This window comes from Nostocoides sp. (genome assembly GCF_037045025.1).
Lineage (GTDB): Bacteria > Actinomycetota > Actinomycetes > Actinomycetales > Dermatophilaceae > Nostocoides_A.
Genome location: NZ_JBAOHM010000013.1, coordinates 153,957 through 178,592, shown reverse-complemented (window position 1 = coordinate 178,592; position 24,636 = coordinate 153,957). Strand labels below are relative to the sequence as shown.

At 67.3% G+C, this 24,636-nt stretch carries 22 protein-coding genes; 6 read left to right on the top strand and 16 right to left on the bottom strand.

Going from position 1 to position 24,636, the window contains the following annotated elements; genetic code table 11:
* Position 1: 1 nt before the first annotated feature.
* The 5 genes from V9G19_RS16615 to V9G19_RS16595 are packed head-to-tail and all read right to left on the bottom strand — an operon-like array spanning position 2 to position 4,875.
* On the bottom strand, positions 2-745 hold the full coding sequence (locus V9G19_RS16615; protein ID WP_462286549.1) for an IclR family transcriptional regulator: 744 nt from the start codon (positions 743-745) through the stop codon (positions 2-4).
* Between the two features lie 43 nt (positions 746-788).
* Complete coding sequence (locus tag V9G19_RS16610; RefSeq protein WP_462286548.1) at positions 789-2,612, bottom strand: acyl-CoA dehydrogenase; 1,824 nt, start codon at positions 2,610-2,612, stop codon at positions 789-791.
* Between the two features lie 12 nt (positions 2,613-2,624).
* Entirely contained in the window at positions 2,625-3,080 is a 456-nt protein-coding gene (locus tag V9G19_RS16605) for a MaoC family dehydratase (RefSeq protein ID WP_462286547.1), read from the bottom strand.
* Entirely contained in the window at positions 3,077-3,958 is an 882-nt protein-coding gene (locus V9G19_RS16600; RefSeq protein ID WP_462286546.1) for an amidohydrolase family protein, read from the bottom strand. The genes V9G19_RS16605 and V9G19_RS16600 overlap by 4 nt, the downstream gene beginning before the upstream one ends.
* Before the next feature lie 8 nt (positions 3,959-3,966).
* Positions 3,967-4,875, bottom strand: a complete 909-nt coding sequence (locus V9G19_RS16595; protein ID WP_462286545.1) for an SDR family oxidoreductase — start codon at positions 4,873-4,875, stop codon at positions 3,967-3,969.
* 113 nt (positions 4,876-4,988) lie between these two features.
* Between V9G19_RS16595 and V9G19_RS16590 the strand changes: the two genes are divergently transcribed.
* On the top strand, positions 4,989-5,399 hold the full coding sequence (locus tag V9G19_RS16590; RefSeq protein WP_462286544.1) for a MarR family winged helix-turn-helix transcriptional regulator: 411 nt from the start codon (positions 4,989-4,991) through the stop codon (positions 5,397-5,399).
* A 29-nt stretch (positions 5,400-5,428) separates the two neighbouring features.
* On the opposite strand, the gene V9G19_RS16585 is transcribed toward V9G19_RS16590, so the two are convergent.
* From V9G19_RS16585 to V9G19_RS16575, 3 genes are read right to left on the bottom strand one after another with little or no spacing between them, the layout of a single operon-like run.
* Positions 5,429-6,715, bottom strand: coding sequence for an FAD-dependent oxidoreductase (locus V9G19_RS16585; RefSeq protein ID WP_462286543.1), 1,287 nt, complete (start codon positions 6,713-6,715; stop codon positions 5,429-5,431).
* Between the two features lie 24 nt (positions 6,716-6,739).
* Positions 6,740-7,483 carry a maleylpyruvate isomerase family mycothiol-dependent enzyme gene (locus V9G19_RS16580; protein WP_462286542.1) on the bottom strand — a complete coding sequence of 248 codons (744 nt, stop codon included), beginning with the start codon at positions 7,481-7,483 and terminating at the stop codon, positions 6,740-6,742.
* Positions 7,480-8,262 (bottom strand): esterase/lipase family protein, encoded by a 783-nt coding sequence (locus V9G19_RS16575; protein ID WP_462286541.1) that lies wholly within the window; start codon positions 8,260-8,262, stop codon positions 7,480-7,482. The genes V9G19_RS16580 and V9G19_RS16575 overlap by 4 nt, the downstream gene beginning before the upstream one ends.
* A gap of 147 nt (positions 8,263-8,409) precedes the next feature.
* Here V9G19_RS16575 and V9G19_RS16570 point away from each other — a divergent pair, with 147 nt between their 5' ends.
* From V9G19_RS16570 to V9G19_RS16560, 3 genes are read left to right on the top strand one after another with little or no spacing between them, the layout of a single operon-like run.
* The gene (locus tag V9G19_RS16570) at positions 8,410-9,939 is read left to right on the top strand and encodes a long-chain-fatty-acid--CoA ligase (protein ID WP_462286540.1); all 1,530 of its coding nucleotides are present in this window, start codon (positions 8,410-8,412) and stop codon (positions 9,937-9,939) included.
* A 24-nt stretch (positions 9,940-9,963) separates the two neighbouring features.
* Positions 9,964-11,469 carry a wax ester/triacylglycerol synthase family O-acyltransferase gene (locus tag V9G19_RS16565; protein ID WP_462286539.1) on the top strand — a complete coding sequence of 502 codons (1,506 nt, stop codon included), beginning with the start codon at positions 9,964-9,966 and terminating at the stop codon, positions 11,467-11,469.
* A 57-nt stretch (positions 11,470-11,526) separates the two neighbouring features.
* Complete coding sequence (locus V9G19_RS16560; protein WP_462286538.1) at positions 11,527-12,903, top strand: MFS transporter; 1,377 nt, start codon at positions 11,527-11,529, stop codon at positions 12,901-12,903.
* A gap of 69 nt (positions 12,904-12,972) precedes the next feature.
* Here the strand turns inward: V9G19_RS16560 and V9G19_RS16555 are convergent, their stop codons facing one another.
* The 5 genes from V9G19_RS16555 to serA form a co-directional block, all read right to left on the bottom strand.
* Entirely contained in the window at positions 12,973-14,496 is a 1,524-nt protein-coding gene (locus V9G19_RS16555; RefSeq protein ID WP_462286537.1) for a hypothetical protein, read from the bottom strand.
* A gap of 62 nt (positions 14,497-14,558) precedes the next feature.
* A complete protein-coding gene (locus V9G19_RS16550; RefSeq protein WP_462286536.1) occupies positions 14,559-15,377 on the bottom strand; it encodes an HAD family hydrolase in 819 nt (272 codons plus the stop codon).
* Between the two features lie 26 nt (positions 15,378-15,403).
* Positions 15,404-16,501, bottom strand: a complete 1,098-nt coding sequence (locus V9G19_RS16545; protein WP_462286535.1) for a branched-chain amino acid aminotransferase — start codon at positions 16,499-16,501, stop codon at positions 15,404-15,406.
* A 64-nt stretch (positions 16,502-16,565) separates the two neighbouring features.
* On the bottom strand, positions 16,566-17,627 hold the full coding sequence (locus V9G19_RS16540) for a 3-isopropylmalate dehydrogenase (protein WP_462286534.1): 1,062 nt from the start codon (positions 17,625-17,627) through the stop codon (positions 16,566-16,568).
* A gap of 72 nt (positions 17,628-17,699) precedes the next feature.
* Positions 17,700-19,286 (bottom strand): phosphoglycerate dehydrogenase, encoded by a 1,587-nt coding sequence (serA, locus tag V9G19_RS16535; RefSeq protein WP_462286533.1) that lies wholly within the window; start codon positions 19,284-19,286, stop codon positions 17,700-17,702.
* 158 nt (positions 19,287-19,444) lie between these two features.
* On the opposite strand from serA, the gene V9G19_RS16530 reads away from it, so the two are divergent.
* Together V9G19_RS16530 and V9G19_RS16525 are read left to right on the top strand one after the other, a co-directional pair.
* Positions 19,445-20,026, top strand: a complete 582-nt coding sequence (locus V9G19_RS16530) for a TIGR03086 family metal-binding protein (protein ID WP_462286532.1) — start codon at positions 19,445-19,447, stop codon at positions 20,024-20,026.
* 35 nt (positions 20,027-20,061) lie between these two features.
* Positions 20,062-20,835 (top strand): SDR family oxidoreductase, encoded by a 774-nt coding sequence (locus V9G19_RS16525; protein ID WP_462286531.1) that lies wholly within the window; start codon positions 20,062-20,064, stop codon positions 20,833-20,835.
* A gap of 29 nt (positions 20,836-20,864) precedes the next feature.
* Here the strand turns inward: V9G19_RS16525 and ilvC are convergent, their stop codons facing one another.
* Genes ilvC through V9G19_RS16510 form a run of 3 tightly spaced genes read right to left on the bottom strand, consistent with a single transcriptional unit; the run spans position 20,865 to position 24,321 of the window.
* Entirely contained in the window at positions 20,865-21,896 is a 1,032-nt protein-coding gene (gene ilvC, locus V9G19_RS16520; RefSeq protein WP_462286530.1) for a ketol-acid reductoisomerase, read from the bottom strand.
* Positions 21,897-21,950: 54 nt separating this feature from the next.
* On the bottom strand, positions 21,951-22,463 hold the full coding sequence (gene ilvN, locus V9G19_RS16515) for an acetolactate synthase small subunit (RefSeq protein WP_462286529.1): 513 nt from the start codon (positions 22,461-22,463) through the stop codon (positions 21,951-21,953).
* 28 nt (positions 22,464-22,491) lie between these two features.
* Entirely contained in the window at positions 22,492-24,321 is a 1,830-nt protein-coding gene (locus V9G19_RS16510; RefSeq protein WP_462286910.1) for an acetolactate synthase large subunit, read from the bottom strand.
* Between the last annotated feature and the right edge of the window lie 315 nt (positions 24,322-24,636).

Sequence of the window (24,636 nt, the reverse complement as noted above, 5' to 3'; positions counted from 1 at the left end):
CTCAGTTCGCTAGGTCGCCGGCGAGGCTGAGGCAGGCAGCCCGTAAGGCCTCGATGGTCACTTCGACCTTCGCGCTGGAATAGCGCACGGTCGGCATGGACACCGTCAGCGCGGCCAGTGCGCGCCCGTCGCGGCGACGAATTGCCATCGCGACGGCACTGAGCCCGCGCTCGCTCTGGCCTTTGTTGACGGCATACCCACGCCGGCGCACGAGGGCAATGTCCTTGTGGAGCGCCGCGATCCGGTCGGGAGCAAGATTCAGCTCGAGGAGCCCCGCGCGCGGATAGAGGAGTTCGAGTTCGCCTTCGGCGAGGTCGGCCAGCAGCACTCTGCCGGCCGCCGTGACGTGGGCGCCCAAAACCTCGCCGGCGCGCGAACCGATGCGCAACACTTCATGAGACTCCACGCTGGCCAGGAAACGGATCTCACGATTGACGAGAATCGCCAGGTGGGAGGTCTCCTTGGTGCGCTCGGTCAGCTGCACCAGTTGCGGCTCGGCCAGATCGAGCAGGCGAGTGTGGATGCGCCGGGTTCCGCGCATCGACGCCAGCGCCGGCCCCATCCCGTAGCTGCGGTCACCCGCCTGCTGGGCGAAGTGCCGGTGCACGAGGGTACGCAACAGTCGATGCGCCGTCGACGGCGCGATCTGCAGTTCCCGGGCCGCCTCGGTCACGGTGAGTCGCCGGCCCTGCGACAGGATGAGGATGAGTTTGAGCGCGTTGTCCACGCTCTCTAGGTGCGACACGACATCCCAAGTCCGCGGACACGACGGAGCGGGCCCCCCGCGCTCAGAGGTGGTCCCGAGAGAGATCCATGGCCTCGGTGCTCAGCGAGACGGCGCAGACATAGTCGGTGCGCACCCGCGGCATCACCTGGCGAGCAAACCAGACGGCACCGGCGATGCGTTTGTTCAGCTCGCCCGCCATCTTTTCGTCCTCCTCCGTCTTGAGCAGCTCGTGCGCCACCTCCGCGCTGCGCAGCAGCAGCCAGGCCACCACGACGTCGCCGATCGCGAGCAGTAACCGGGTGGCGCCCAAAGCGGCGAGCACCGGCTCGGAGTCGGCGCGGTCCAGCGACAATTGGACATAATCGCGCAAGGCCGCGACGGCGTCTTGGAGCAGCTCGGCCTCCACGTGGAAGTCCCGCTCGATCAGGTCGTTGTGCGCCGACTTCTCCACCTCGTCCAGCAGCAACCCCAAGGTCGCTCCCCGGTCGCGAACGATGCGCCGAACCAGCAGATCCATCGCCTGGATCCCCGTCGTGCCCTCGTAGATGGAGTCGATCTTGGTGTCCCGGACGTATTGCTCCAGCGGGGTCTCGCGGGTGTATCCCGCACCGCCGAAGGTCTGCAGCGACTCCTGCGCGAGGATCTGGAAACCCTTCTCGGCGCACCAGGTCTTGACGATCGGCAGCAGCATCCGGTGGCGGTCCTCGGCGGCCTTGTCGCGCTCGCCGTGTGCCCGGGCCGACTCGACCCGGTCGAGTTGGGTGGCCGTATAGAGCACGAGCGCTCGCGAGCCCTCGGCATACGCGCGCTGGGTGAGGATCGAGCGGCGCACGTCGGGGTGATCGATGATCTCGATCGGCTCCCCGATCGACTCCAGGCCGACCAGGGCCCGGCCCTGGACCCGCTCTTCGGCGTAGTCACGGGCGTTGAGATATCCCGTGGACATGGCTGCGGCGGTCTTGGCGCCGACCATCATGCGGACATAGGTGATGATCTCGAACATCTGCCTGATGCCGTCGTGGACGTCACCGAGCAGGGTCGCGACGGCGGGGTGGTCGTCACCGAAAACGAGATCGCACGTGGGTGTGCCGGTGATCCCCATCTTCTTTTCCAGCGCCCGAACGTAGGCGCCGTTGCGACCGGTGATCTCGCCGGTCTCGGGGTCAAAGGTGTGCTCCGGCACGACGAAGAGCGACAGTCCCTTGGTGCCGGGCCCTCCCACGCCCTCGACACCTTGCGGCCGGGCGAGCACCATGTGGATGACGTTCTCGGTGGCGTCGTGGGCGGCCCAGGTGATGAACCGCTTGGTCCCTTCGATGTGCCAGGTGCCATCGTCCTGCGGGATGGCGCGTGCGCGAGCGGCGCCGACATCCGAGCCGGCTTCCGGCTCGGTCAACACCATCGTGACCGTCCAGCCCTTCTCGACGATGAGTTCGGCGAGCCGGCGTTGTTCGGCGGTGCCGTTGTCGCGCAACACCCCGACCACCAGCGGCACCAACTGCGTGCACATCGCCACGGCCGGGTTGGCGCCGAGGATGAATTCCGTTGCCGCCCACCGCAGCGAGGGCGGCACATGGTGGCCGGTCATGTCCGGCGGCAAATCGAGCCGCAACCAGTCCGACGCCAGGTGCTCTCGCAGGGCCTTGTTCAAGTCCGCCGGCAGCGTGACCACGCCGGTGGCCGGATCGAGCTTGAGTCCTTCGCGATCACCCGCGCCAAAGCTCGGCGCCAGATGAGTCTCGGCGAACTCCTGAGCGCCGGCGAGAATATCGCGCGCGGTGTGTTCGTCGAAGTCCGGGAAGGTGCGGGCGTGCACGGTCTCGTCCCGCATGACGTCGAAGAGCAGGAACTCGGTGTGCTGGCGCGAGGACTTGTAGTGGCTCACGAGCGAAACCCCCTAGGCGTAGAACCGGAAAACGGGCTGGGCGACGCAGGCGGGCTTGCCCTGCCCCTCGACCTCGACGACGGCGTCGAAGGTCAGCTGGTAACCATTGCCGGCCAGTTCCTCAACCTCGCGGATCGTCGACACCAGGCGCACGCGTGAGTCGACCGGCACTGGGGAGGGGAAGCGAACCTTGTTGAGGCCGTAGTTCAGTTTGGTCGTGACCCCGGTGACGTCAAGCTGGTCGCCGAAGAGCGGGATGACCAGCGACAGCGTGAGATAGCCGTGGGCGATCGTCGTCCCGAACGGACCGCCCTTGGCCCGGTCGGGGTCGCAGTGGATCCATTGCTGGTCGTCGGTCGCGGTGGCGAAGCCGTTGATCCGCGCCTGGTCGATCGTCAACCATTCGCTGGGTGGCAACTCCTGGCCGATCAAGCTCGCCAGGTCGGTCAGGGCAACGGTGGTCGTCATGCGGACTCGCCTTTCAGGTGCAGGATGCGCGCGGCGTTGTCTTTCATGACGAGTTCGAACACGCCGTCTTTCAGATCGATGCTCTCGAAGTCACTCAGCCACCGCTCCGGGTCGATCACGGGGAAGTCGGTGGCAAAGAGAACCTTGCTCCGCAGGATGCCGTTCATCGCCCGAATCAGTTGCGGCGGGAAGTACTTCGGCGACCACCCGGACAAGTCGATATAGGCGTTCGGCTTGTGGGTCGCGATCGAGATCGCTTCATCCTGCCACGGGATCGACGGATGAGCCATGATCACCGTGAGGTCCGGGAAGTCAGCGCAGACGTCGTCCACGAGCATCGGTTGCGAGTAGCGCAGCTTGATGCCGCCACCACCCGGCATGCCGGCACCGATGCCGGTCTGCCCCGTGTGGAAGACCACGGGCAGGCGGTGCTCGGCGAGCACGTCATACAGGCCGTATGCCGTGCCGTCATTGGGGGCGAACTCCTGGACGCTGGGGTGCAGCTTGAGCCCGCTGACCGACCCGGAAGCAATCAGCTCGCGCAGCTCGGCCACGCCCTCCTCGCCCTTGTGCGGGTCGACGCTCGCGAACGGGATGAAGACATCCGGGAACTCGGCCGCACTGGCGACGACGTCGGCATTGGCCACCCGCTTGTGCCCGAGCTTCCTCTCGGCATCGACCGTGAAGATGACGGCGGCGAGATTGAGCGCGCGATAACGCTCGCCGATCTCGGCGATCGTCGGCGTGCGGGTGCCCGCCTTGAAGTACTTGGCCGAGGCGTCGAGGAACTCTTGGGGCAAGGCAGCGTGACCCTGGTCGTCGATTTCGCAGTGCACGTGCGTGTCGATGGCGACGACCTTGTCGAGGTCGATACTCACTGGTTTGCTCACTTCTCAGGAGGGGTCGGCAGCTTCTCCCCGACCGATTGCAGGTGCGGAGCGAAAGCGGTCGGCCAGATCGCGGCGATCTCGTCCTCGCTCCACCCGCCCTCCGAGTACTCCTTGACGATTTGGTCGGTGTGGGCATAGAGCGACAGGCGGTCGCCGCCGACACCGATGGCTTGGCCGGTGACATCGGCGGCGGCGTCGGAGGCGAGGAAGGCGACCAGGCCCGCGACATCCTCGGGCGTGCCGAACGCCAGCTCGCGGCGGGCGAACTGCGGCAATGGTTCTCCGGCCTCGAGGGCCTCGACATACGGCTTGAGGAAGGGGACCGTGGCGGTCATCGCGGTTGCCGCCACCGGGACGACGGCGTTGACCGTGATCTTGTCTCGGGACAGCTCCATCGCCCAGACCTTGGTGAAACCGATGATGCCCGCCTTGGCCGCGGCGTAGTTCGTCTGCCCGAAATTGCCGTACTGCCCGGCTGGGGACCCGATCAGGATGAGCCGGCCGCCTTCGCCCTGCTCCTTCATCGCGACCACGGCGGCGCGGGCTGTGGTGAAGGTGCCGCGCAGGTGCACGCCGATGACCGTGTCGAAGTCCTCGTCGGTCATCTTCCACAGCACCTTGTCGCGCAGCACGCCGGCGTTGGCGACGAGCACATCGAGGCGCCCGAAGCTGTCCTTGGCGGCGTTGACCAGCTGCTGGGCGGCCTCGCTCGAGCCCACCGCGGCGGCGACGGCGACGGCCTTGCCCCCGGCGGCGCGCAGCTCCTCGGCGGCCTGCTCGGCCACCGCTGCGTCCACATCGTTGACGATGACGGCGGCCCCGGCCGCGGCCAATCGCTTGGCGTAGGCCAAGCCAAGGCCACGGCCACTTCCGGTGACGATGGCGACCTTCCCGGTGAGGTCCATCCCACTTCCTCCTCGAATATTGAGTACTTGTGCTTTACCTTAATTGCAAGATACCACAATTGGAAGAGGCTATGGTGGTGAGCATGTCACATCCAGGCGTCCTGCCGGCGGTCTTGACGGAGGACCTCGGCTTCCTCTTGGCACGCACCTCCGGGATGGTCGTGCGGGCCGCTAACGGAGCCCTCGAGCCGCATCGCCTGCGTGCTCGGCACCTGACGCTGATGCGGTTGGTGGACCGGGCGGCGCTGTCCCAGCGCGAGATCAGCACCAACCTCGGCCTGGACCCCAGCAATGTCGTCAATCTCATTGATGAGTTGGAAGCGGCCAAACTCATCAGCCGCTCGCCGGACCCGCGCGACCGCCGCACGCGCCTGATCGCCTTGACCGAGAGCGGCCGCGCGCATCTGGCCGGCGCCCAGGACGCCGCCATACAGGCGACGAACGAGACTATCGGTGCGCTGTCGGCGCCGGAGCGCCGCCAACTGATTGCCCTGCTCGCCAAGATCGTGACTACCGGCGCATAGTCACCCCCTGGGCAGAGGGGCCCTAGGCCTCACTCGGACGGCACCGACGACCATTCCACGGGGATCGGGGTGTAGAGCGGCGGCTCGTCCGCCGGCACCAGCGCGGTCGGACCCCAGATCCAATCGACGAACGAGTAGTCGTAGGTGTCCCGCTTCTCGAACAACGCGTTGCGGATCTCGCGCTTCTCGCCGTCGACGTGCCACAGCTCCCCCCAGACCCGCCCGGTGGACAGGACGCGACGGCAGTGCGGGGGCCGCACGGCGTTGTATGCCGCGAGCGCCGTCTCCCAGTCGATGCCCGTCGCCTCGCCCGCCTGGCGGCCTTCGCCGGCGCGGGTGAACTGCTGGTTTCCTACGTGCTCGGAGAGCACGTAGGAATCCTCCATCGCCATGATCGCGCCCTGCGCCATGTATTGCAGCGGCGGATGAGCGGCGTCGCCGCTCAGGACGACCCGGCCGGCGAGCCAGTTGTCGATCGGGTCGCGATCGAACATCCGCCACCAACGATCGCGCCACATCAGCGGCAGACCCCGAATGACCTGCTCGCACGAGCCGTCGAAAGCGGCGTCCATCTCGTCCGGAGTGCCCCAATCCTCCTCTCCGGCAAGGGCCTTGGGCGACTGGAAGACAGCGACCTGGTTGAACATCTCGCCGCTGCGCAGGGGATACTGAACGAAGTGCCGCGCCGGACCAACATAGACGACGACGGCATCCTCGTGGATGTCATTGGTCCGGGCGAGGTCGATCGGGACGGCGCCGCGATAGGCGACGTATGCCGAGCTGACCGGCTCGTCTGTAACCACCATCGGCCGGGCAACCGAGTGCATGCCATCGGCGGCGATGACGACTTCGGCGCTCTCGCGGCGCCCATCGGCAAAGACCGCCGTCGCACCGCCCTCGCCGTTCTCGTAGCCCACACACCGCGCATCGGTGACCAGGTCGACGCCAAGCCGCTGCGCCGCGCGCAGCAAGGTCGCGTGCAGATCGCTGCGGTGGATGACCATGTAGGGGAAGCCGTAGCGCTCCTCGGCGTCCCGCAGGTCGATTCGGGTCAATTCGTGCCCGTCCATCGCGTCGAACATGATCATGTTGTCGGGCTGGACGCCGAGGGACTTGACCTCGTCGAGCAACTCCCAGTGATTGAGGATGCGCGTGCAGTTCGGGGCGATTTGCAGCCCCGCACCGACCTCACCGAACTCGGGTGCCTGCTCCAGGACCCGCACACGCAGTCCCTTGCGAGTCAGCGCCACCGCATTGCTCAGCCCGCCGATACCGCCGCCGACCACGACGACATCAACCCGGTCAGCAGATTCCATCTCGATCTCCTTCGTCCGATCTAGCTACATCCAAGGGGGCAAGGCCGGCGCCGGAGCGCCGCTCGCCATCCGAACCCGTCCAGCGGACCTACCGGTGAGCCATCCCACCATGGGCGCCAGCCCGGCGCTGACGCGGCGCATCTCGCCAGTCCCGAGGATCAGGCGGTGCTCGCCGACGTCGCTGATCGCCAGCGAGAGGGCAGGGCCATCCGCGCCCGCCGAGCGTTTGGCAACGACGTCATCGAGCAGGGCAATCAGGAAATCGCGGGGCAGGTCCCGGAAGCCGAGCCCGGTTCCCAGGTCGACCGCGTGGACCAAGACCTCCCGCGCCCGGATCCACGGGATGTCGGTTGCCGGCAGGGTGCGCCCCGGCGTCGCCGTGACGACGCTCTGCCACGCCGTGGGCGTCAATTCGGCCAGTTTGCGGGCAAGCGCCTGAGCGGAACTGACGGCCCACGATCGCAGCGCCTCCGGCGCCAACGCGGCGCCGGCCGCGATGTCTGCCGCCCGCTTGTCGGACGAGCCGTACATCGGCGTCGGGATCCCGCTCGCGGCCCATTCGGCCAGCCGCGCGAGAGCCTCGGCATTCCCGCAGACGTGCGCGATCACATGGGTGCGGGACCACCCCGGCAACCCGCTGGGGCCCTCGAGCCGCCGATCGGCGAGGCTCTCAACGGATGCCAGCAGCAACTCGCTCCCCTCGGCCACCCAGTCCAGCGACTGTTCGAGGGTGCGGCGCGGCGGGGTGTGCGTGCCCGCGCCGGTCACCGGACTCGCCCACGGGCGGGGGTGGCTCGGACCGGCAGATTGCGCGGGGGCCGATAGAGCGTCCACGACCCGGCCGGTTGCGCCAACCGATCGGCGATGGCGTGATAGGCGTACACATTGGTGGCCATGCCCATATGGCTGGACGGGATGACGATGTCCTCGCATCGGGGGCTTCGGTATTGGGCGCACGTGCGCCAGTGGAAGACGGGGTCGGTCTTGGAATAGATCGCCGACGTGGGGACCGGCATCGCCCGGGCCCCCGTTCCGAAAACATCCCGGTACCACAAGCCGGATACCGGTGCGCCCAGCGTGATCACCCGGCGAAGCGGTTCGGGGGACAACAGCGCGGCTTGACGCACGAGCGCGCCGCCGACGCTCCAGCCGATAATGCTGACGTCGTCACCGTGGACGCGGCTCAGCTCAGCCACCTGATCGACGAGGCGGTGGACGACCGTGCGCGGACGCCCTTTGGTCGCCCACGCCGCCGGCTGGTGGACGTTGTGGCCAAGGTGGCGAAGGTAGGCGCGCAGGGCCGCGCACCACCCCGCCCCGCCGCTGACTCCCGGGACGACCAGCACGGGATGCCCGTCGCCCGCAGTGGGCGCGGTCAGCAGTCCGGGCAAGGTGGCGGCCAAGGCGGCCGCCTCCAGCATCACCCGGTGCGGCTCCAGGGGCCCGAGCAGCTTGGCAGAGCGCGCTGCCATCCACCCCGCGGGTCGCACGACGTTGGCATGAAGAGACATCGGGCTCAGATTGGCAAGCCCATCGAAGCGGCGCATCTTCCATTCCTCACAGTGGAATACTCCGCTGGCGTCATTCCTCGTGAGCCGGGCATGCGGCTAGGTTCGCCCCTAGCAACTCCCGGCCATCGGGTGCGAGGCGCCGCGCGGGTTGCATGTGCCGACGTCATCATGAGGAGCAACAGCATGAGCTTCAACCTTTCGGTTATCGTCCGCGAAGCCGCGCGTCGGACTCCGGACCACGTGGCGGTGATCTTCGATGGTGGAGAACTCACCTATCGCGAACTCGATAAGCAGTCCGACCGGGTTGCCCGAAACTTGCTCGCCGAGGGCCTGCAGCGGGGCGGAGCGGTCGGCCTTCAACTGCCCAATGTGCCCGAGTTCCTCGTCGCCTTCTATGGGATCATCAAGGCGGGCGGCTTCATGATTCCGATGAATACCCTCAACAAGGGACCGGAGATCGAATACTTCCTCCAACTCGCCGGCGCCGATTTCCTGATCACGGACGTAAGCTGCGCCGACGAGGCCCATAAAGGCCTGACGGCGGCAGGTGCCAACCACCTGTATGTGCGCGGGGAGGGGGATCTTCCCGAGGGCGCACGGCCGTTCTCCGATTTGCTTGCCGGCGAGGACTCCGGTCCCGACCCGTTTGCCGCGACCGAGCCCACGGATATCGCTGTCCTGCTTTATACCTCCGGGACGACTGGAAAGCCCAAGGGCGTCAAGCTGACTCACTTCCAGCTCTACATGAACGCCGATGCCCACCGAACGTCATTCAATCTCGACGGAAACACGGTCACGATCGCCGTCATGCCGCTCTTCCACGCCCTCGGCCTGTCCGGAATTCTCAACGCCACCGTGCTCGGCGGTGGCGCCGTCCGCTTGCTGGCCAAGTTCGACCCGACGCGTGTTCTAGAGGTCATCCAATCCGACAAAGCCACGGTATTGCACGGCGTGCCGACGATGTATCACGCGCTCCTTCATCACCCGGAGCGGACCTCCTATGACACCTCGACGCTGCTGGCCTGTGGGTCGGCCGGCGCGGCGATCGCCGCCGAGCTGCTCGATGAGATCGAGAAGGCACTCCAAGTGTCGATCACCGAGATGTATGGACTGACCGAGAGCGGCCCGCTCGCGACGGCGAATGTCCCTGGGGACAGGCGCGCGTACAGCATCGGCAAGCCGATCTGGGGCACCGAGGTGCAGATCTGGGATGACGACGGCAATCGCCTGCCAAGAGGAAAGGACCATGTCGGCGAGATCGTCATCCGCGGCCACAATGAGATGGGTGGCTACCTCCACAACGACCAGGCCACGGCAGAAGCGTTCACCGGCGGCTGGCTGCACAGCGGCGACCTCGGCTACGAGGATGAGGACGGCTTCTTTTTCGTCGTCGACCGCAAGAAGGAATTGATCATTCGGGGCGGATACAACGTCTACCCACGCGAGATCGAGGAGGTGCTTTATCAGCACCCGGCGGTCAGCGAAGCAGCGGTCATCGGAAAGCCCAACGATCGGCTCGGCGAGGAGGTTGCCGCCTTCGTCGCGCTCAAACCTGGATTCGACCCAAGTCCCGAGGAGATCATCGAGTTCGTCAAGGCACGGGTGGCGGCATACAAGTACCCCCGGACCGTCACTTTCTTGAGCGAACTCCCCAAGGGTCCTACCGGGAAGATCCTCAAGCGCGAACTACTCGACGTCGAGTCCAAAGCCTAGTTCGGCACGAGAGGATACCAGTAGATGCGGCGGCTTTCCGGCCTTGACGGGATGTTCCTCAGCGTCGACCAGGCAGAGACAACCCACGGAACCATGGCCGGCTTGATGATATTTGAGCCAAGCAATGATCCCGGTGCCGGCGGGCGTGAACAAGTTATCCAGCGGATCACCGAGCGTCTGGATGCGATCCCGCCGCTGCGCTGGAAACATGTCTCGTCCAAACTCGGAATCAACAACCAGCACTGGGTCGAAAACCCAAACCTCGACGTGGCAAGCCATGTGCACGAAGTAGCCCTACCGGGTGACGGAAGTGACCACGACCTGGCGGCCTTCGCGGCACAGATCCAGGAGACCAGCGTCGATATCACCCAGGCGCCCTGGGAGTACTACATCATTCGCGGCCTTCAGGGCGATCGGATCGCTCACCTGATCCGTCTGCACCACAGCGCCGTCGACGGCGCGACCGTGCCGCTCGTTCTCGACCTGCTCTCGGATGAGCCGACCACGCCGGCCCATCCCGATGACGCCCGCAGTGGTTCGTCACCGTCCATTGGCGCCGCCCCGGTGGCGGCAGCGCGCGGCGTAGTCGACCGCCTCCGCACCCCCGTCGACCTCGCGCGCATCCACGTCAAGACCGTCAAACACCTCATCAACCAACGCGGGGATGACGGCGCACTGCTAGCCTTGCCGTCCTTCGTTGGCAGGATGGTGCCCGGCCAGATCGCACCGGTCGTGAACAAGCCGCTGAACGCCCTGCGCCGACGGCGGGGCAAGGCGGACGTCCAGCCGCTGGTGCCCAAGTCGGCCAGTGTCCCGACGCCATTCAATGGGACGATCACCTCGCGCCGGACCTATGCCTTCGCCGATCTGCCGCTGGGTGAGGTCAAGGCGGCGGGCAAGGCCTTCGACGCCACCCTCAACGACGCCGTCGTTGCCGTGTGCGCCGGGGCCGTTCGTCGCTTCATGGCCGACTTCGGGAGCGTCCCTGAGCAGCCTCTGGTCGTGTGCGTCCCCGCGGCGCTGCGCTCGGAGGAGAGCGCGCTGCGCTGGGCCAATCACGTCAGCATGTTCTTTGCCGAGTTCCCCACGCACCTAGCCGATCCTGCGGAACGGATCCGGGCCGTGCACACCGAGCTGGCCGCGGCCAAGGCCAACTTCGACGCGACCCCGACGCACCTCCTGCGCGATGTCATGGCCTATGTGCCGCAGACGTTTTGGAATGTGTCCGTCAAACTCATGGCGCACGGACCCGACTGGTTCCCGGCCGGGCCCTGGAATGTCGTGATTTCCAACGTCCGCGGCCCGGCAAAGACCCTCCGCCTCTGCGGGCGGGAGATGGCCGGCTACTGGCCGGTCGCCTTCCTCACCCCGGGCATCGGCCTGAACATCACCCTGCAGAGCTACCGGGACCGGATCAATTTCGGTTTCATCGGTTGTCCCGACCTTACCCCGGACCTGTGGGTCCTGGCCGACTACATGACGGACGCGCTGGCCGAGCTAAGCGCGGCGGCCGCGCACACGGCACCGTAACCCCTTGCCCTAACAGCCCGCCCTCAGGAGGTCGGGCGCATCCGAGAAAGGAGCCATATGGAACTCAGGGATGCCATCCGGCGTAACGAGATGACGGGATTCCAGTGGCGAGTCGTCGTCATCTGCATCCTGCTCACCGTCATCGACGGCTATGAGATTCTCATCGCCGCCTTCACTCTCCCGACCTTGACCAAGGAGTGGGGTCTGACCACTTCCCAAGCTGGTCTGGTTGCCTCTATCGGGACACTCGGCATGGGGATCGGCGCCGCCATCCTCGGCCCAATGGCCGACCGGATCGGTCGCCGCAAGCACATCATCGGCTCCCTCATCGCGATCATCATCGGGATGGTCGCGAGCGGTCTGGCACCGAGCTTCAGCCTCTTTCTCGTCTTCCGGTTCCTGGCGGGGCTCTTCCTCGGCGGCATCGTGCCGAGCATCAACGTCCTGGTGGCCGAGTATGCATCCGACCGCCGCCGCGGCGCCGTCATGGGTGTTTACGGCATCGGCTTCCCACTCGGCGCCGCTGTCGGCGGGTTCTTGTCCATCTGGCTGATCCGCAACTTCGACTGGCACGGTCCCTTCCTGTTCTCCGCCGGCATGACCACGATCATGCTCGTCACCGTGATCCTGTGGCTGCCGGAGTCGGTCGGTTATCTCGTGGAGAAGCGTCCGGCCGGCGCTTTAGAGGCGTACAACAAGATCGGCCGCCACCTCGGTGTTCCCCCCGCCGCTGCGTTGCCGGAGCCGACATCGGCTGCCTTGCGTCCGTCGCTGGCGAAGGACATGTGGCAAGGCATCATGCTCCAGCGCACCCTGCTGCTCTGGTTCTCCTACGCTCTGCTCACCGCCGCCTTCTATTTCGCGAACAGCTTCACCGCGAAGCTGGTCGCCGAGTCGACCGGCAACACCGATATCGGCATCACTGCGCAAGCCCTCGTGGCGGCCGGCGGCGTCGCTGGCGCGCTGTTGTTCGCCGCCCTGGCCACCCGCTGGCATCCGCGGCTGGTGACCGCGATGACAATGTTCTTCGGGACGATCGCGTTCTTCCTGTTCGCGTTCTTCTTCAAGCAGACGTCGATGGTCTTCGTGCTCGCGGTGCTCATCGGGTTGGCCGCCAATGGCGGCATCGCGGCCTACTACGCGATCAGCCCGCCAATCTATCCGACGGCGATTCGCGCCAGCGCGGTCGGGCTGATGATGGGCTGTGGCCGGGCGGTGGCCTTCCTCGCGCCCAATATCGCGGCGTTCATGCTCAACCGTGGCCTGACGCCGCCCAACGTCTATCAGGTCTATGGCGTGGTTTTGTTGATCTCCGGTCTTGCCGTCTATGCCTTGCACAAGACCTATCGCGGCGAGCATGCCCTCGACGCTATGCAATTGGAGGCTCAGGCAGCCGCACACGCAGACCGCACCACGGCAGTCGACGCGCAGTAGAGGCCCAACCCGTCCCGCCTCCCCCGCGTGCTGCCCCGGCCGATCGGCCGGGGCAGCTGCGTGGTGCCCTCACCGTCGGCGTGCCCTCCCGCGCACCCAATTGACCGCATTGCGACCGGTTCCAGCCGCCGAGGAGAGCGAATCGACTGCCGGCAGCGAAGAGGAGACATCCAAGGCGATGCGCCACCGGCCGCCCGGGTTGGCCGCGAAATGGAAACTCTCCAACGGGTGATTGAGGATGCTCGACGGGTTCGCCGGAGAGTCGGGGTTGTTGAGGTCGTGGACGAGGACGGCGCCGGCCAACGCCTCGGTTGCCTCGCTGTCGAACGTCTCGATTCCCAAGTGGGCGGTCGCGAGCTGCCGAGCGGCCATCGCCGGGTTGTTGGTCACCGACGCCGTCCGGGTCGGCGGCGCCACGTGGACCGAGGTGAGGAGTCCGTGCGCGCGAGTCTCCTCCATGCGCCACCGCTGCAGCCGTTTGGCCAGGACGTAATTCGGCCCCTGTTCGGTGATGATCGCGTCAAGGAGACCGTATTGGCCGGTCGCCGTCGTGATGATGCTCGCGTCGGAGTAGTTGGGCCGAGCGATGCGGCCCTTGGTGGCGGCGTGAATCCCGCGCGCGGCGATGTTGACCGGCCGCGGGGTCGCGAAGCGACGACGAGCCTCGACAACCGCGTCCACGGGGACGGTGAAGACGTCCGCCGGGCTGGCTAAGTAGGCAAGGGACACATCGTCGCGGGCGCGACGAATGTGCTCGATGACGAGGTCGACGGCAACCGAGAGGCGCACGAAAAGGGCGCCGTCGGCATACGAATAGTTGCCCAGCGTCAGCGGTCCCGGCGCGGTCGCCAGCCAGCGGGCGATGGGGCCGACCTCGGTCAACAGGTTGGCGCCACACGTTTCGATTCCCGACCCCGCACCGGCGCGCGCCGGCCCGAGCAGCCTTCCGGCCCCTCCGGCGGCGACGCTCGCGAGGCGATACCAGGTGGCTGGCCGGGGCAGGTCGACCGCGGCGACGGTGGCACCCCACTTCATCAGCTGGGGAAAGGGACCCATCGCCGAACCGGCGCCGATAACCGCGAAGGTGCGCCCGCGAAGGTCAAGCCAGCCCGGATTGCGCACGACCGCGCCAACGGCCTCGGCAAAGGACGGCTCGGTGATCCCGCGAGCAACAAAGTCGTCGAGCTGGGCCAGCAAGGCATCGCCGCGCAGGGCCCGGCCGCGGTAGTTGACGATCAGTTCGTCCTCGCGTGGCGTGCTGCCCTGGACCTCCACGGTCTCAAAAACCGGGGCGTCGACAGCCAGGGCGTGAGCCAACGGCTGGTCACCGTCGTCGGTCGCGAAGCACATCACCTCGGCCACGGCGGCCAGGCCACGCTCGGCGATCCGCACCGCCGCCTCGGGGGAACTTGCCTCCAGGCGGGTGATCTCGGTGAAGGCAGCTGCATAGTCATGGCGCCAATCGCCCACTCCGGGAATCCGTTGAGCGAGAGCGGGATCATCGACTTCGACCGACCGAGCGAGAATCGTTTTGGCCGCAGCGACACTGGACCGTTTGGCTCCGGTCAACGCAAAGGTCACACCGTCAGTCATGCGTCGGCAGCCTAACCGCCCAGTTGTCGGGCGAATAGCCGCTGCCGCTCTGCGGAACGAATTTAGCCCAGCACGGCGTCGATGACCCGAGCGACACCATCCTCGTCATTGCTGGGGCACGAGTGAGTGGCGATGGCGTGCACCTCGTTGTGGGCGTTCGCCACGGCAAAAGAGCGCCCGGCCCACCGCAGCATCGGAATATCGTTGGGCATGTCGCCGAACGCCCACACGTCGGCGGCCGCAATGGCACGCTCCCGGCACCACCGCTCCAGGCCGGCCGCCTTGGTCACGCCGGGTGGGTTGAGTTCCGCGAGCCCGGTGGCTCCGGAGTAGGCGAGCAGGGCGCGCTGGCCCACGGTCACACTGACGGCAGCAAAGAAGTCTTCGACGGCGATTCCCGGCGCGAGCGCAAGGAGCTTTCCCACCCCATCGGCGGCCGCCGGGCTCAAGACGACCTCTTCGATGCGCTCGCGCCGGGCACGGCCGGACGCCGCGTCTCGGTGGGGATCAGGCCAGCCCGGCTCGACCGTGCACCCCGACGGCGACTCGGCGGCGAATCGGATGCCCGGAATGACCGCTCGCAGTTCCGCGACCACCCGCGCCAGCAACGACGGGTCGAAGACGTGCGCCTCGGTCACGCGTCGGGCCACCACGTCATAGACGAAGGCGCCATTGGCACAGATGGCGACCCCGTGCTCGCCGACGACATGTGCCAGGTCGTGCAGCCACCGGGGGGGCCGCGCGGTGACCAGGATGGTCAAGATCCCCGCGGCAGCAGCGTTGTTCAGGGACGAGACCGTGCGATCGGACACGGTCCCGTCCGACCGCAACAAGGTCCCATCGAGATCGGTCGCGATCACCCGGGGGCGAGCAGGCGGCATACGCGCAAAGGAGTCCGGGGCCGCGCTCAGGCGAGCCGGGTCAGCCAGCCGTGGGTGTCCTCGGCGCGGCCGTATTGAATGTCGAGCAGCCGGGCCCGGATCGTGCCGGTGACCTCGCCGCCGGACTCGCCGGCCGTGGACGGCGCCGAGCCGCCCTCCCAGCGCAACTCACCGACCGGCGTCACGACCGCAGCGGTGCCGCAGGCGAAGACCTCGAGGATCTCGCCGGTGCGCACGCCCTCCTTCCATTCCTCGATCTCGATCCGCCGCTCGTGCGGGTCCAGACCGAGCTCCTTGCCGAGGTCGAGGATCGAGCTGCGCGTGACGCCCTCGAGGATGGTGCCGGTGATCTCGGGCGTCACCAGGTGGTTGTCCTTGGTGACGAAGAAGAGGTTCATCCCACCGAGTTCCTCGATATAGGTCTGGGTGGAGGAGTCGAGGAAGACCGCTTGGTCGCAGCCGTGTTCGATGCCTTCGAGCTGACCGGCCAACGAGGAGGCGTAGTTGCCGCCGCACTTGGCGGCGCCGGTGCCGCCGGCGCCGGCCCGGGCGAAATGCTGCGAGATCCACAAGGTGACCGGCTTCAGGCCGCCGGCGAAATAGGGGCCAGCGGGAGAAGCGATGACGCTATAGGTGACTTCGTGGGCGGGGCGGACCCCGAGGAAGGCCTCGGAGGCATACATGAACGGCCGCAGATAGAGGCTCTTCTCCCCGCCCTCGCCCGGGTCGGGCACCCAGGCCAGGTCGGCCGCCACGATCGCCTGGAGCGAGGCGATGAAGTCCTCCTCGGGCAGCACCGGCAGCGCCAACCGCGCCGCGCTGCGTGCCAGCCGTTGGGCGTTCGCCTGGGGCCGGAAGGACCACACCGAGCCGTCCGCGTGCCGATAGGCCTTCAGGCCCTCGAAGATCTCCTGGGCATAGTGCAGCACTGCCGCCGCCGGCATCAGCGTGATTGGCCCGTATGCCGTGACCGCCCCGTCGTGCCAGCCACGCCCTTCGGTCCAGGTCGCCGTCACCATGTGGTCGGTGAAGTGCTTGCCGAACCCCGGGTTGTCGAGAATCGCCGAGCGCTCGGTGTCGCTGGCGGGAGCCGGGTTGGGCAAGAGGTCGAAGCTGAGCGCCATCGCGGGGGTCCTTCCGTCGGGTCTGGGTCCAACGGTACTTCCGTGGCTGGGCCTTCGACCAACCTCAGGTCAGGCGGGCGATGATCGCGTCGCCGATCTGGGCCGTTGATCGGCTGGTGGCGCCGCGCTCGGCCAGGTCGTCGGCGACGGCGTGCTCGACGCGTTGCGCCTCGGCGGCGAAGCCGAGATGGGCTAACAGCATGGCGACCGACAAGATGGTGGCCGCCGGGTCGGCCTTGCCCTGGCCGGCAATGTCGGGGGCCGAGCCGTGCACCGGCTCGAACATACTTGGCGCGGTGCGGTCGGGGTTGATATTGCCACTTGCCGCCAGCCCGATGCCGCCGGCGATGGCGGCGGCGATGTCGGTGATGATGTCGCCGAAGAGGTTGTCGGTGACGATGACGTCGAACCGGCCCGGATCGGTGGCCAGGAAGATCGTCGCGGCGTCGACATGCTGATAGGCGGTTTCGACGTCGGGGAACTCTTCGCCGACCTCCTCGACCGTGCGGCGCCACAGATGCCCGGCGTGGACCAGGACATTGTGTTTGTGCACCAGTGTCAGATGCTTGCGCGGGCGGGCTTGGGCGCGGGCGAAGGCGTCGCGGACGACTCGCTCGACCCCGAAGCGGGTGTTGACGCTGACCTCGGTGGCGATCTCGTTGGGCGTGCCGACGCGCACGGCGCCACCGTTGCCGACATACGGGCCTTCGGTGCCCTCGCGGACGACGACGAAGTCGATCCCGTGCGGCGCGACGCGCTCGATCGCGAGCGGGCTCTGCACCCCGGGGAAGAGCTTGGCCGGGCGCAGGTTGACGTAGTGGTCGAGGGCGAACCGCAGCGGGAGCAGGACACCGCGCTCGAGGACGCCACTAGGCACGGTGGGGTCGCCGATGGCACCGAGCAGGATGGCGTCCTGGCCGCGGAGTTCGTCGATGACGCTCTCGGGCAACGTCTCCCCGGTGGCATGCCATCGGGTGGCGCCGAGGTCGTAGTCCGTCGTTGCGAGGGTGACGCCGCATTGGCCGGTGACGACGCTGAGCACCTTCACGCCCTCGGCGACGACTTCGGGTCCGATCCCGTCGCCCGCGATGACCGCCAACTGGATGGTTCGAGCGTCCCTGGCCATCGCGCCAGCCTAGGCTGGCTTCTCGACTGGTGATACGACCGTCTCACATGACAGGCAGAGGCGACTGGGCTCTCAGTCGAGGTCGGCCACGCGGGCCAGGTTGGCGTTCACCTCGTGGCTGATTGCAGTCAGCACATCACCGGGGATGGCCGAGTCAAGGGTGAGGACGACGAGGGCGGCGCCGCCCTCTTCCTTGCGGGAGACCTGCATCCCGGCGATATTGACGCCGGCATCGCCGAGCATCCGCCCGAAGGCGCCGATCACGCCCGGACGGTCGAGATACGACAGGAAGGCCATGTGTTGGCTGAGCGGCACCTCGAGATCGAATCCGTTGACCCCGATGATCTTCTGCACCATCTTGGGGCCGGTCAGTGTGCCGGCAATCTCGACGACCGAGCCGTCGGCGAGCGTTCCGCGCAATGCCGTCACATTGCGGAAGTCCTCGGCCTCCGGGCTGGTGATCAGCCGGGCCTCGATGCCGCGCTCCTTGGCCAGCAGTGGCGCGTTGACATAGGTCACCGGATTCTCGGTGATATCCATGAAGATGCCCTTGAGCGCCGAGAGCTTCCAGATGCTCACGTCGAACTCGGTGATCTCGCCGTCGACCTCGACGTCGAGTTGCACGGGGACCGAGCCGGCCACGGCGGTAAAGATCCGGCCGAGTTTCTCGACCAGGTCGATGCCGGGGCGGACCTCTTGGGCGATGACGCCGCCGGCCACATTAACAGCGTCCGGGACGATATCACCGGCCAGCGCGAGGCGGACGGACTTGGCGACGGCGATGCCGGCCTTTTCCTGCGCCTCGTCGGTGGAGGCACCCAGGTGCGGGGTGACCACGACCGACTCGAAGTCGAAGAGCGCCGATTGGGTCGTCGGCTCGGTGGCAAAAACGTCGATGCCAGCTCCGGCGACCCGGCCCTCGCGTAGCGCCTCGGCGAGCGCCTCCTCATCGAGGATGCCGCCCCGCGCGGCGTTGACGATGCGAACGGTCGGCTTGACCTTGCTCAACGCCTCCTTGCCGATCAGACCGATCGTCTCGGTGGTGCGCGGCAGGTGGATGGAGATGAAGTCGGCCTCGACCAACAGCTCATCGAGGCTGACCAGGCGCGCCCCAAGCTGACCGGCCCGCTGCGCCGAGACGAACGGGTCGTAGGCCAGCACGCGCATGCCGAACCCCTTTAGGCGTTCGGCGACGAGCTGGCCGATCCGGCCGAAGCCGACGATACCGACGGTTTTGTCGAGCAACTCCACGCCGCCGTAGGAGCTGCGTTTCCACTTGCCCCCCTTGAGCGCCTGGTTGGCTGCCGGGATGTTGCGCGCGGACGCGAGCAGGAGTCCGACCGCGAGTTCGGCCGCGGAAGTGATATTGGACGTCGGCGCGTTGACGACCATAACCCCGGCCCGAGTGGCCGCCGGGACATCGACGTTGTCGAGGCCGACCCCGGCCCGAGCGATGACCTTCAGCGCCGGCGCTGCCGCGATCGCCTCCTCGTCCATGGTCGTGGCCGAGCGGATGAGGACGGCCTCGGCCTGCGGGAGGGCGGCGAGCAGCGCCACCCGGTCGGCACCGTCACACTGACGGACCTCGAAATCGGGACCGAGCGCATCGAGCGTGGCGGGCGAGAGTTCTTCGGCAATGAGGACGACGGGCTTGCTCACTTGTGTGGGGCCTTCTTCGAGGGGGAGTGATCCGTGGGCACGCCGCTGTGCCGGTTTGCTTTCATCGTATGCCGCGCCCCGCCTGCCGACCGGGCGCTCCGGTATCCGGGATCGGGTGACCCCCTCCCCGTCGTCGGGAGATGTGGGACGATGCCCGGATGACGGACGCATCCGGGCATGGTCCGGGCCACAATCACCGCACTCGGGCAAGGCGATTCACCGAGGTTGTGCACGGCGTCGCCGATTGGGATGCCCCGACCCCGGTGGCCGAATGGCGGGCCCGCGACGTCGTGGCCCATCTCACCGAGTGGTTTCCGGGTTTCCTCGTGGCCGGGACCGACATCCACCTGCCAAGCGGCCCGTCGGCGACGGATGATCCGGTCGGGGCGTGGGAGCACCAGCGCGATGAGGTCCAGGCCGTGCTCGATCATCCGGCCACGAGCCACCGGACCTATTGCAGCAAGATGCTCCCGGAAATGCCGCTACCGGAGGTGATCGATCAGTTCTATACGGCTGATGTGTTTATGCACACGTGGGACCTCGCCCGGGCATCCGGCCAGGACGACACCCTGGACGAGGACCAGTGCGCCGCGATGCTGCACGGCATGTCCGCGATGGAGGACAGGATCCGCGCCAGCGGGCAATTCGGTGAGCAGCAGCCGGTCCGCGAGGACGCGAGCATCCAGCAGCGGTTCATCGCGTTCATCGGCCGCGACCCCTACTGGAGTCCGCCGGCCTGAGGCTGGGTCGCCGAGCAAGGCGGCACACTGGGGTCATGCGAGTGGTCGTGACCGGAGGAGCCGGCAATCTCGGACGGCAGGTGATCGCCGCGCTGACGGCAGCGGGTCATGACGGCATCAGCGCCAGCCGTCGCTCGGGAGTGGACATCACAACCGGAGCGGGGCTGGCTGACGCGCTGGAGGGGGCGGAGGCGGTCGTCCACACCGCCGACACGCTGCTGCCGTGGCAGTTCACCCGGGTCACGATCGAGGGCACCCGCAGAGTCGCCGAGGCGGCCGCCTCCCGGCCGGTGCCGCCGCACCTCGTCTACATTTCGATCGCCGGGGTCGACCGGCACCCCTATCGCTACTACCGCGCCAAGCTCGCCGCGGAGCAGGCCATCCTCGGGATCGGGGCACCGGCGACGGTCGTGAGGGCAACCCAGTTCCATTCTCTCGCAGCGGCGTTCGCCAGCACACTGCGCATCGGCCGGGTGGCCTTCGGGCTGCGCGGAATGCGGATCCAGCCCGTCGACATCGCCTGGGTCGCAGGCCGGCTCGCCGAGATCGCGACCGGCCAGCGGCCCGCCGCAGCGGTCCGCCATGTCGACCTGGCCGGCCCGGACGTGTTCGACCTGGAGCGCATCGCCGCCCTGGTGGCCGCGCACCAGGGCCGGCCGGCGCCACGAAAACTGGCCCTGCCCCCGGTGGGGGGCACTCTGCGCGCCTTCGCCGATGGTGTCATCCTGCCCGCGGCTGGGGCCGAGATCGGCGGCGAGCGGTTCGTGGAGTGGCTCGCCCGTCAGCCGGCGAGATTGCCGCGCCGGTGACCGGCGGCCTCCCAACCTGAGTACGTGTCCTAGCGCGCCGCCGAGCCCTCGACGTAGTCGGTGTCGCGGTCGGTGTCGACCCACGCCATCAGCTTGCGCAGCTCACGGCCGGTGGCCTCGATGGGGTGCTGGGCTCCCTTCTCGCGCAACGCCTTGAACTCGGGAGCGCCGGCGTCCTGGTCGTCGATGAAGCGCTTGGCGAACGAGCCGTCCTTGATCTCGGCGAGGATCTGCTTCATGTTGTCCTTGACGCGGCCGTCGATGACCCGCGGGCCGGAGACGTAGTCGCCGTACTCGGCGGTGTCGGAGATCGACCAGCGCTGCTTGGCGATGCCACCCTCGATCATCAGGTCGACGATCAGCTTCAGCTCGTGCAGGCACTCGAAGTAGGCCACCTCGGGCTGGTAGCCGGCCTCGACCAGGGTCTCGAAGCCGTACATGACCAGCTGCGAGGCGCCGCCGCATAGGACCGCCTGCTCACCGAAGAGGTCGGTCTCGCACTCCTCGGTGAAGGTGGTCTTGATCCCGCCGGCCCGCAGGCCGCCGATCGCCTTGGCGTAGGACATCGCCAACGCCCAGGCGCCACCGGAGGCGTCCTGCTCGACGCAGACCAGGACCGGCACGCCGCGACCGTCGACATATTCGCGGCGCACGAGGTGTCCGGGCCCCTTGGGCGCGACCATGATGACGTCGGCGTCGGGCTTGGGGGTGATGTAGCCGAAGCGGATATTAAAACCGTGCCCGAAGAGGAGTGCGGCGCCGGGCTGCAGGTTGGGCTCGATGTGCTCGGCGTAGACCTTGCGCTGCACCTGGTCGGGGGTCAGGATGCAGATCAGGTCGGCCTCCTTGACCGCCTCGGCGACCGTGAGGACGCGCAGGCCCTCTTCCTCGGCCTTGGGCCGGGACTTGCTGCCCTCGGCGAGGCCGACGCGGACGTCGACGCCGGAGTCACGCAGGTTGAGCGCGTGGGCGTGGCCCTGGCTGCCGTAGCCGATGATCGCGACCTTGCGGCCTTGGATCACCGACAGATCGGCGTCGTCGTCATAGACCATGTCGGCCATGGGTGCTGCTCCTTGGATGTCGTTCGGGGGTTGTGGCAGGGGGACGAAAAGAGCCTACGCAGACCGCAAGGCGCGATCGGAAATGGACCGACTGCCGCGACCGAGCGCGACGAGACCGGACTGGACGAGCTCGCGGATGCCGTAGGGCTCCAACAGTTGCAGGAAGTCGCGCACCTTGTCGGCGTTGCCGGTCACCTGGATGCTCATCGCGTCGGTGGTGACGTCGACGACCTTGCCGCCGAAGAGCTGGACGATCTCGATGACCTGCCCGCGGATTGGGGCGTCGGCGCGAACCTTGACCAGGACGATCTGGCTCTGGATGGAGTTCTGCGGGTCGAGTTCGACGACCTTGAGGACCTCGACGAGCTTGTTGAGCTGCTTGGTCACCTGCTCCAAGGGCAGCGCCTCGACGTCGACGACGACGGTCATCCGGGAGACGTCGGGCAGCTCGGTCGGGCCGACCGCCAGGGAGTCGATGTTGAAGCCGCGCCGCGAGAAGAGCGCCGAGATCCGCGCGAGGACACCGGGCTTGTCCTGCACGAGGACTGACAGGGTGTGCTTGGTCATGATGTCTGCCGTTCCTTCCGCGCCGCGTTCAGCGGCCGTCCCCGTCTTGGTCCTCGGGCTGTTCCGTCGCGTCATCGTCGCCACGATCCCACTGCGGCGCGGTGTCTTTGGCGATCTGGATGAGGTCGTTGCTGACACCGGCAGCGACCATCGGCCACACCATGGCGTCGCGCTCGACGACGAAGTCGATGACCACGGGGACGTCGTTGATCTCCATCGCCTTCCGGATGATGTGGTCGACGTCCTCGGGCTTCTCGCAGCGCAGGCCGACACAGCCGTAGGCTTCGGCGAGCTTGACGAAGTCCGGCACGCGCGCGCCGACGGAGGTGTGCAGATCGGTGTTGGAGTAGCGCTCGCTGTAGAACAGCGTCTGCCACTGGCGCACCATACCGAGGCTGGAGTTGTTGATGACCGCGACCTTGATCGGGATCTTGTTGATCACGCAGGTGGCCAGCTCCTGATTGGTCATCTGGAAGCAGCCGTCGCCGTCGATGGCCCACACGACACGGTCAGGCTCGGCGACCTGCGCGCCCATCGCGGCGGGCACCGAGTAGCCCATCGTGCCGAGCCCGCCGGAGTTGGCGAATGCCATCGGGCGCTCGTACTTGATGAATTGGGCGGCCCACATCTGATGCTGGCCGACTCCGGGCACATAGACCGCCTCCGGCCCCGCGATGTCACCGAGACGCTCGATAACATATTGCGGCAGAAGCACATCCGGTCTCTCGGGTGCGGTGTAGCCGACCGGGAAGGTCGCGCGCCACCCGCGGGTCGTCGCCCGCCAGCTCTCGTATGCCGCGGTGTCGACGGCGAATTCACCCTCACGGACCGCGTCGAGCAACTCGGCGATGATCGCCTTGCAGTCGCCGACTATCGGCACGTCCGCGACCCGGTTCTTGGAGATCTCGGCCGGGTCGATGTCGGCGTGAATCACCTTGGCGCCCGGGGCAAACGACTTCAGCTCGCCGGTGACTCGGTCGTCGAACCGGGCACCGAGGGTGATCAGCAGATCCGACTTCTGCAAGGCGGTGACCGCAGCGACCGACCCGTGCATACCGGGCATCCCAAGATGGAGGTCATGGCTGTCGGGGAAGGCGCCCCGGGCCATCAGGGTCGTCACGACCGGGATGCCCGTGGCCTCGACAAACGCGGCCAATTCCTCGCTCGCGTGGGACCTGATGATGCCGCCGCCGATATAGAGCACGGGCCGCTCGGCGGCCTGGATCAGTTTGGCTGCCTCGCGGATCTGCTTCTGGTGCGGCTTGAGGACCGGGTGGTAGCCGGGAAGCGAGATCTTCGGCGGCCAGCTGAACGTGGTCTTGGCCTGCAGCGCGTCCTTGGCGATGTCGACCAACACGGGGCCGGGACGGCCGGTCGCGGCGATGTGGAAGGCCTCGGCGATGACCCGCGGGATCTCGTCGGGGTCGGTGACGAGATAGTTGTGTTTGGTGATCGGCATCGTGATGCCGCGGATGTCGGCCTCCTGGAAGGCATCGCTCCCGATGGCGCGCGAGACGACCTGACCGGTGATCGCCACGATCGGGACCGAATCCATGTAGGCGTCGGCGATCGGGGTGACCAGGTTGGTCGCCCCTGGACCGCTCGTGGCCATGCACACACCGACCCGGCCGGTGGCGGCGGCATACCCCTCCGCGGCATGTCCTGCGCCCTGCTCGTGGCGGACCAGGATGTGCCGGACCTTGGTGGAGTCCATCAGAGGGTCGTATGCCGGCAGGATCGCACCGCCGGGGATCCCGAAGACGGTCTCCGCACCGACCGCCTCGAGCGAAAGCACGAGCGCCTGGGCGCCGGTGACCTCACGAACTGCACGGACGGGTGGCTGGGCCTTGTGGGCCATCGTCGCCGGACTCGGCGCCGCGGATCGCGCGGGCGCGTGGTCTGTGGTTGTCATCTGCGTCTCGCCTTCGGATCTGTTCGTGCCTGTATGTGCGTGGTCGGGGCCATTCCTGGCAACAAAAAACCCCTCGGTCCACGGGTGGACGTCGGGGTGCGCGCTTTGCTGTGCGGAGTAGCTAGGCGCGCTTATCGATTACAAGGAGGATGGCCACGGCGGCAACTTTGCTCCCTGACCCCTACCGTCGTCAACGAGCGACTCCTCCCGTCTCACACACCGGACTCGTGATCTCATTCACGGACTAGACCCCGAGGCGGC

Bases quoted from the DNA above. Each gene is read 5' to 3' on its own strand.
- V9G19_RS16570 (WP_462286540.1), top strand. From the start codon at position 8,410: ATGAGCTTCAACCTTTCGGTTATCGTCCGCGAAGCCGCGCGTCGGACT.
- V9G19_RS16540 (WP_462286534.1), bottom strand. From the start codon at position 17,627: ATGGCCAGGGACGCTCGAACCATCCAGTTGGCGGTCATCGCGGGCGAC.
- ilvC (WP_462286530.1), bottom strand. From the start codon at position 21,896: ATGGCCGACATGGTCTATGACGACGACGCCGATCTGTCGGTGATCCAA.
- V9G19_RS16530 (WP_462286532.1), top strand. From the start codon at position 19,445: ATGACGGACGCATCCGGGCATGGTCCGGGCCACAATCACCGCACTCGG.
- V9G19_RS16595 (WP_462286545.1), bottom strand. From the start codon at position 4,875: ATGGACCTCACCGGGAAGGTCGCCATCGTCACCGGAAGTGGCCGTGGC.
- V9G19_RS16525 (WP_462286531.1), top strand. From the start codon at position 20,062: ATGCGAGTGGTCGTGACCGGAGGAGCCGGCAATCTCGGACGGCAGGTG.
- V9G19_RS16545 (WP_462286535.1), bottom strand. From the start codon at position 16,501: ATGGCGCTCAGCTTCGACCTCTTGCCCAACCCGGCTCCCGCCAGCGAC.
- V9G19_RS16550 (WP_462286536.1), bottom strand. From the start codon at position 15,377: ATGCCGCCTGCTCGCCCCCGGGTGATCGCGACCGATCTCGATGGGACC.
- V9G19_RS16575 (WP_462286541.1), bottom strand. From the start codon at position 8,262: ATGCGCCGCTTCGATGGGCTTGCCAATCTGAGCCCGATGTCTCTTCAT.
- V9G19_RS16585 (WP_462286543.1), bottom strand. From the start codon at position 6,715: ATGGAATCTGCTGACCGGGTTGATGTCGTCGTGGTCGGCGGCGGTATC.
- V9G19_RS16560 (WP_462286538.1), top strand. From the start codon at position 11,527: ATGGAACTCAGGGATGCCATCCGGCGTAACGAGATGACGGGATTCCAG.
- V9G19_RS16605 (WP_462286547.1), bottom strand. From the start codon at position 3,080: ATGACGACCACCGTTGCCCTGACCGACCTGGCGAGCTTGATCGGCCAG.
- V9G19_RS16510 (WP_462286910.1), bottom strand. From the start codon at position 24,321: ATGGCCCACAAGGCCCAGCCACCCGTCCGTGCAGTTCGTGAGGTCACC.
- V9G19_RS16555 (WP_462286537.1), bottom strand. From the start codon at position 14,496: ATGACTGACGGTGTGACCTTTGCGTTGACCGGAGCCAAACGGTCCAGT.
- V9G19_RS16565 (WP_462286539.1), top strand. From the start codon at position 9,964: ATGCGGCGGCTTTCCGGCCTTGACGGGATGTTCCTCAGCGTCGACCAG.
- ilvN (WP_462286529.1), bottom strand. From the start codon at position 22,463: ATGACCAAGCACACCCTGTCAGTCCTCGTGCAGGACAAGCCCGGTGTC.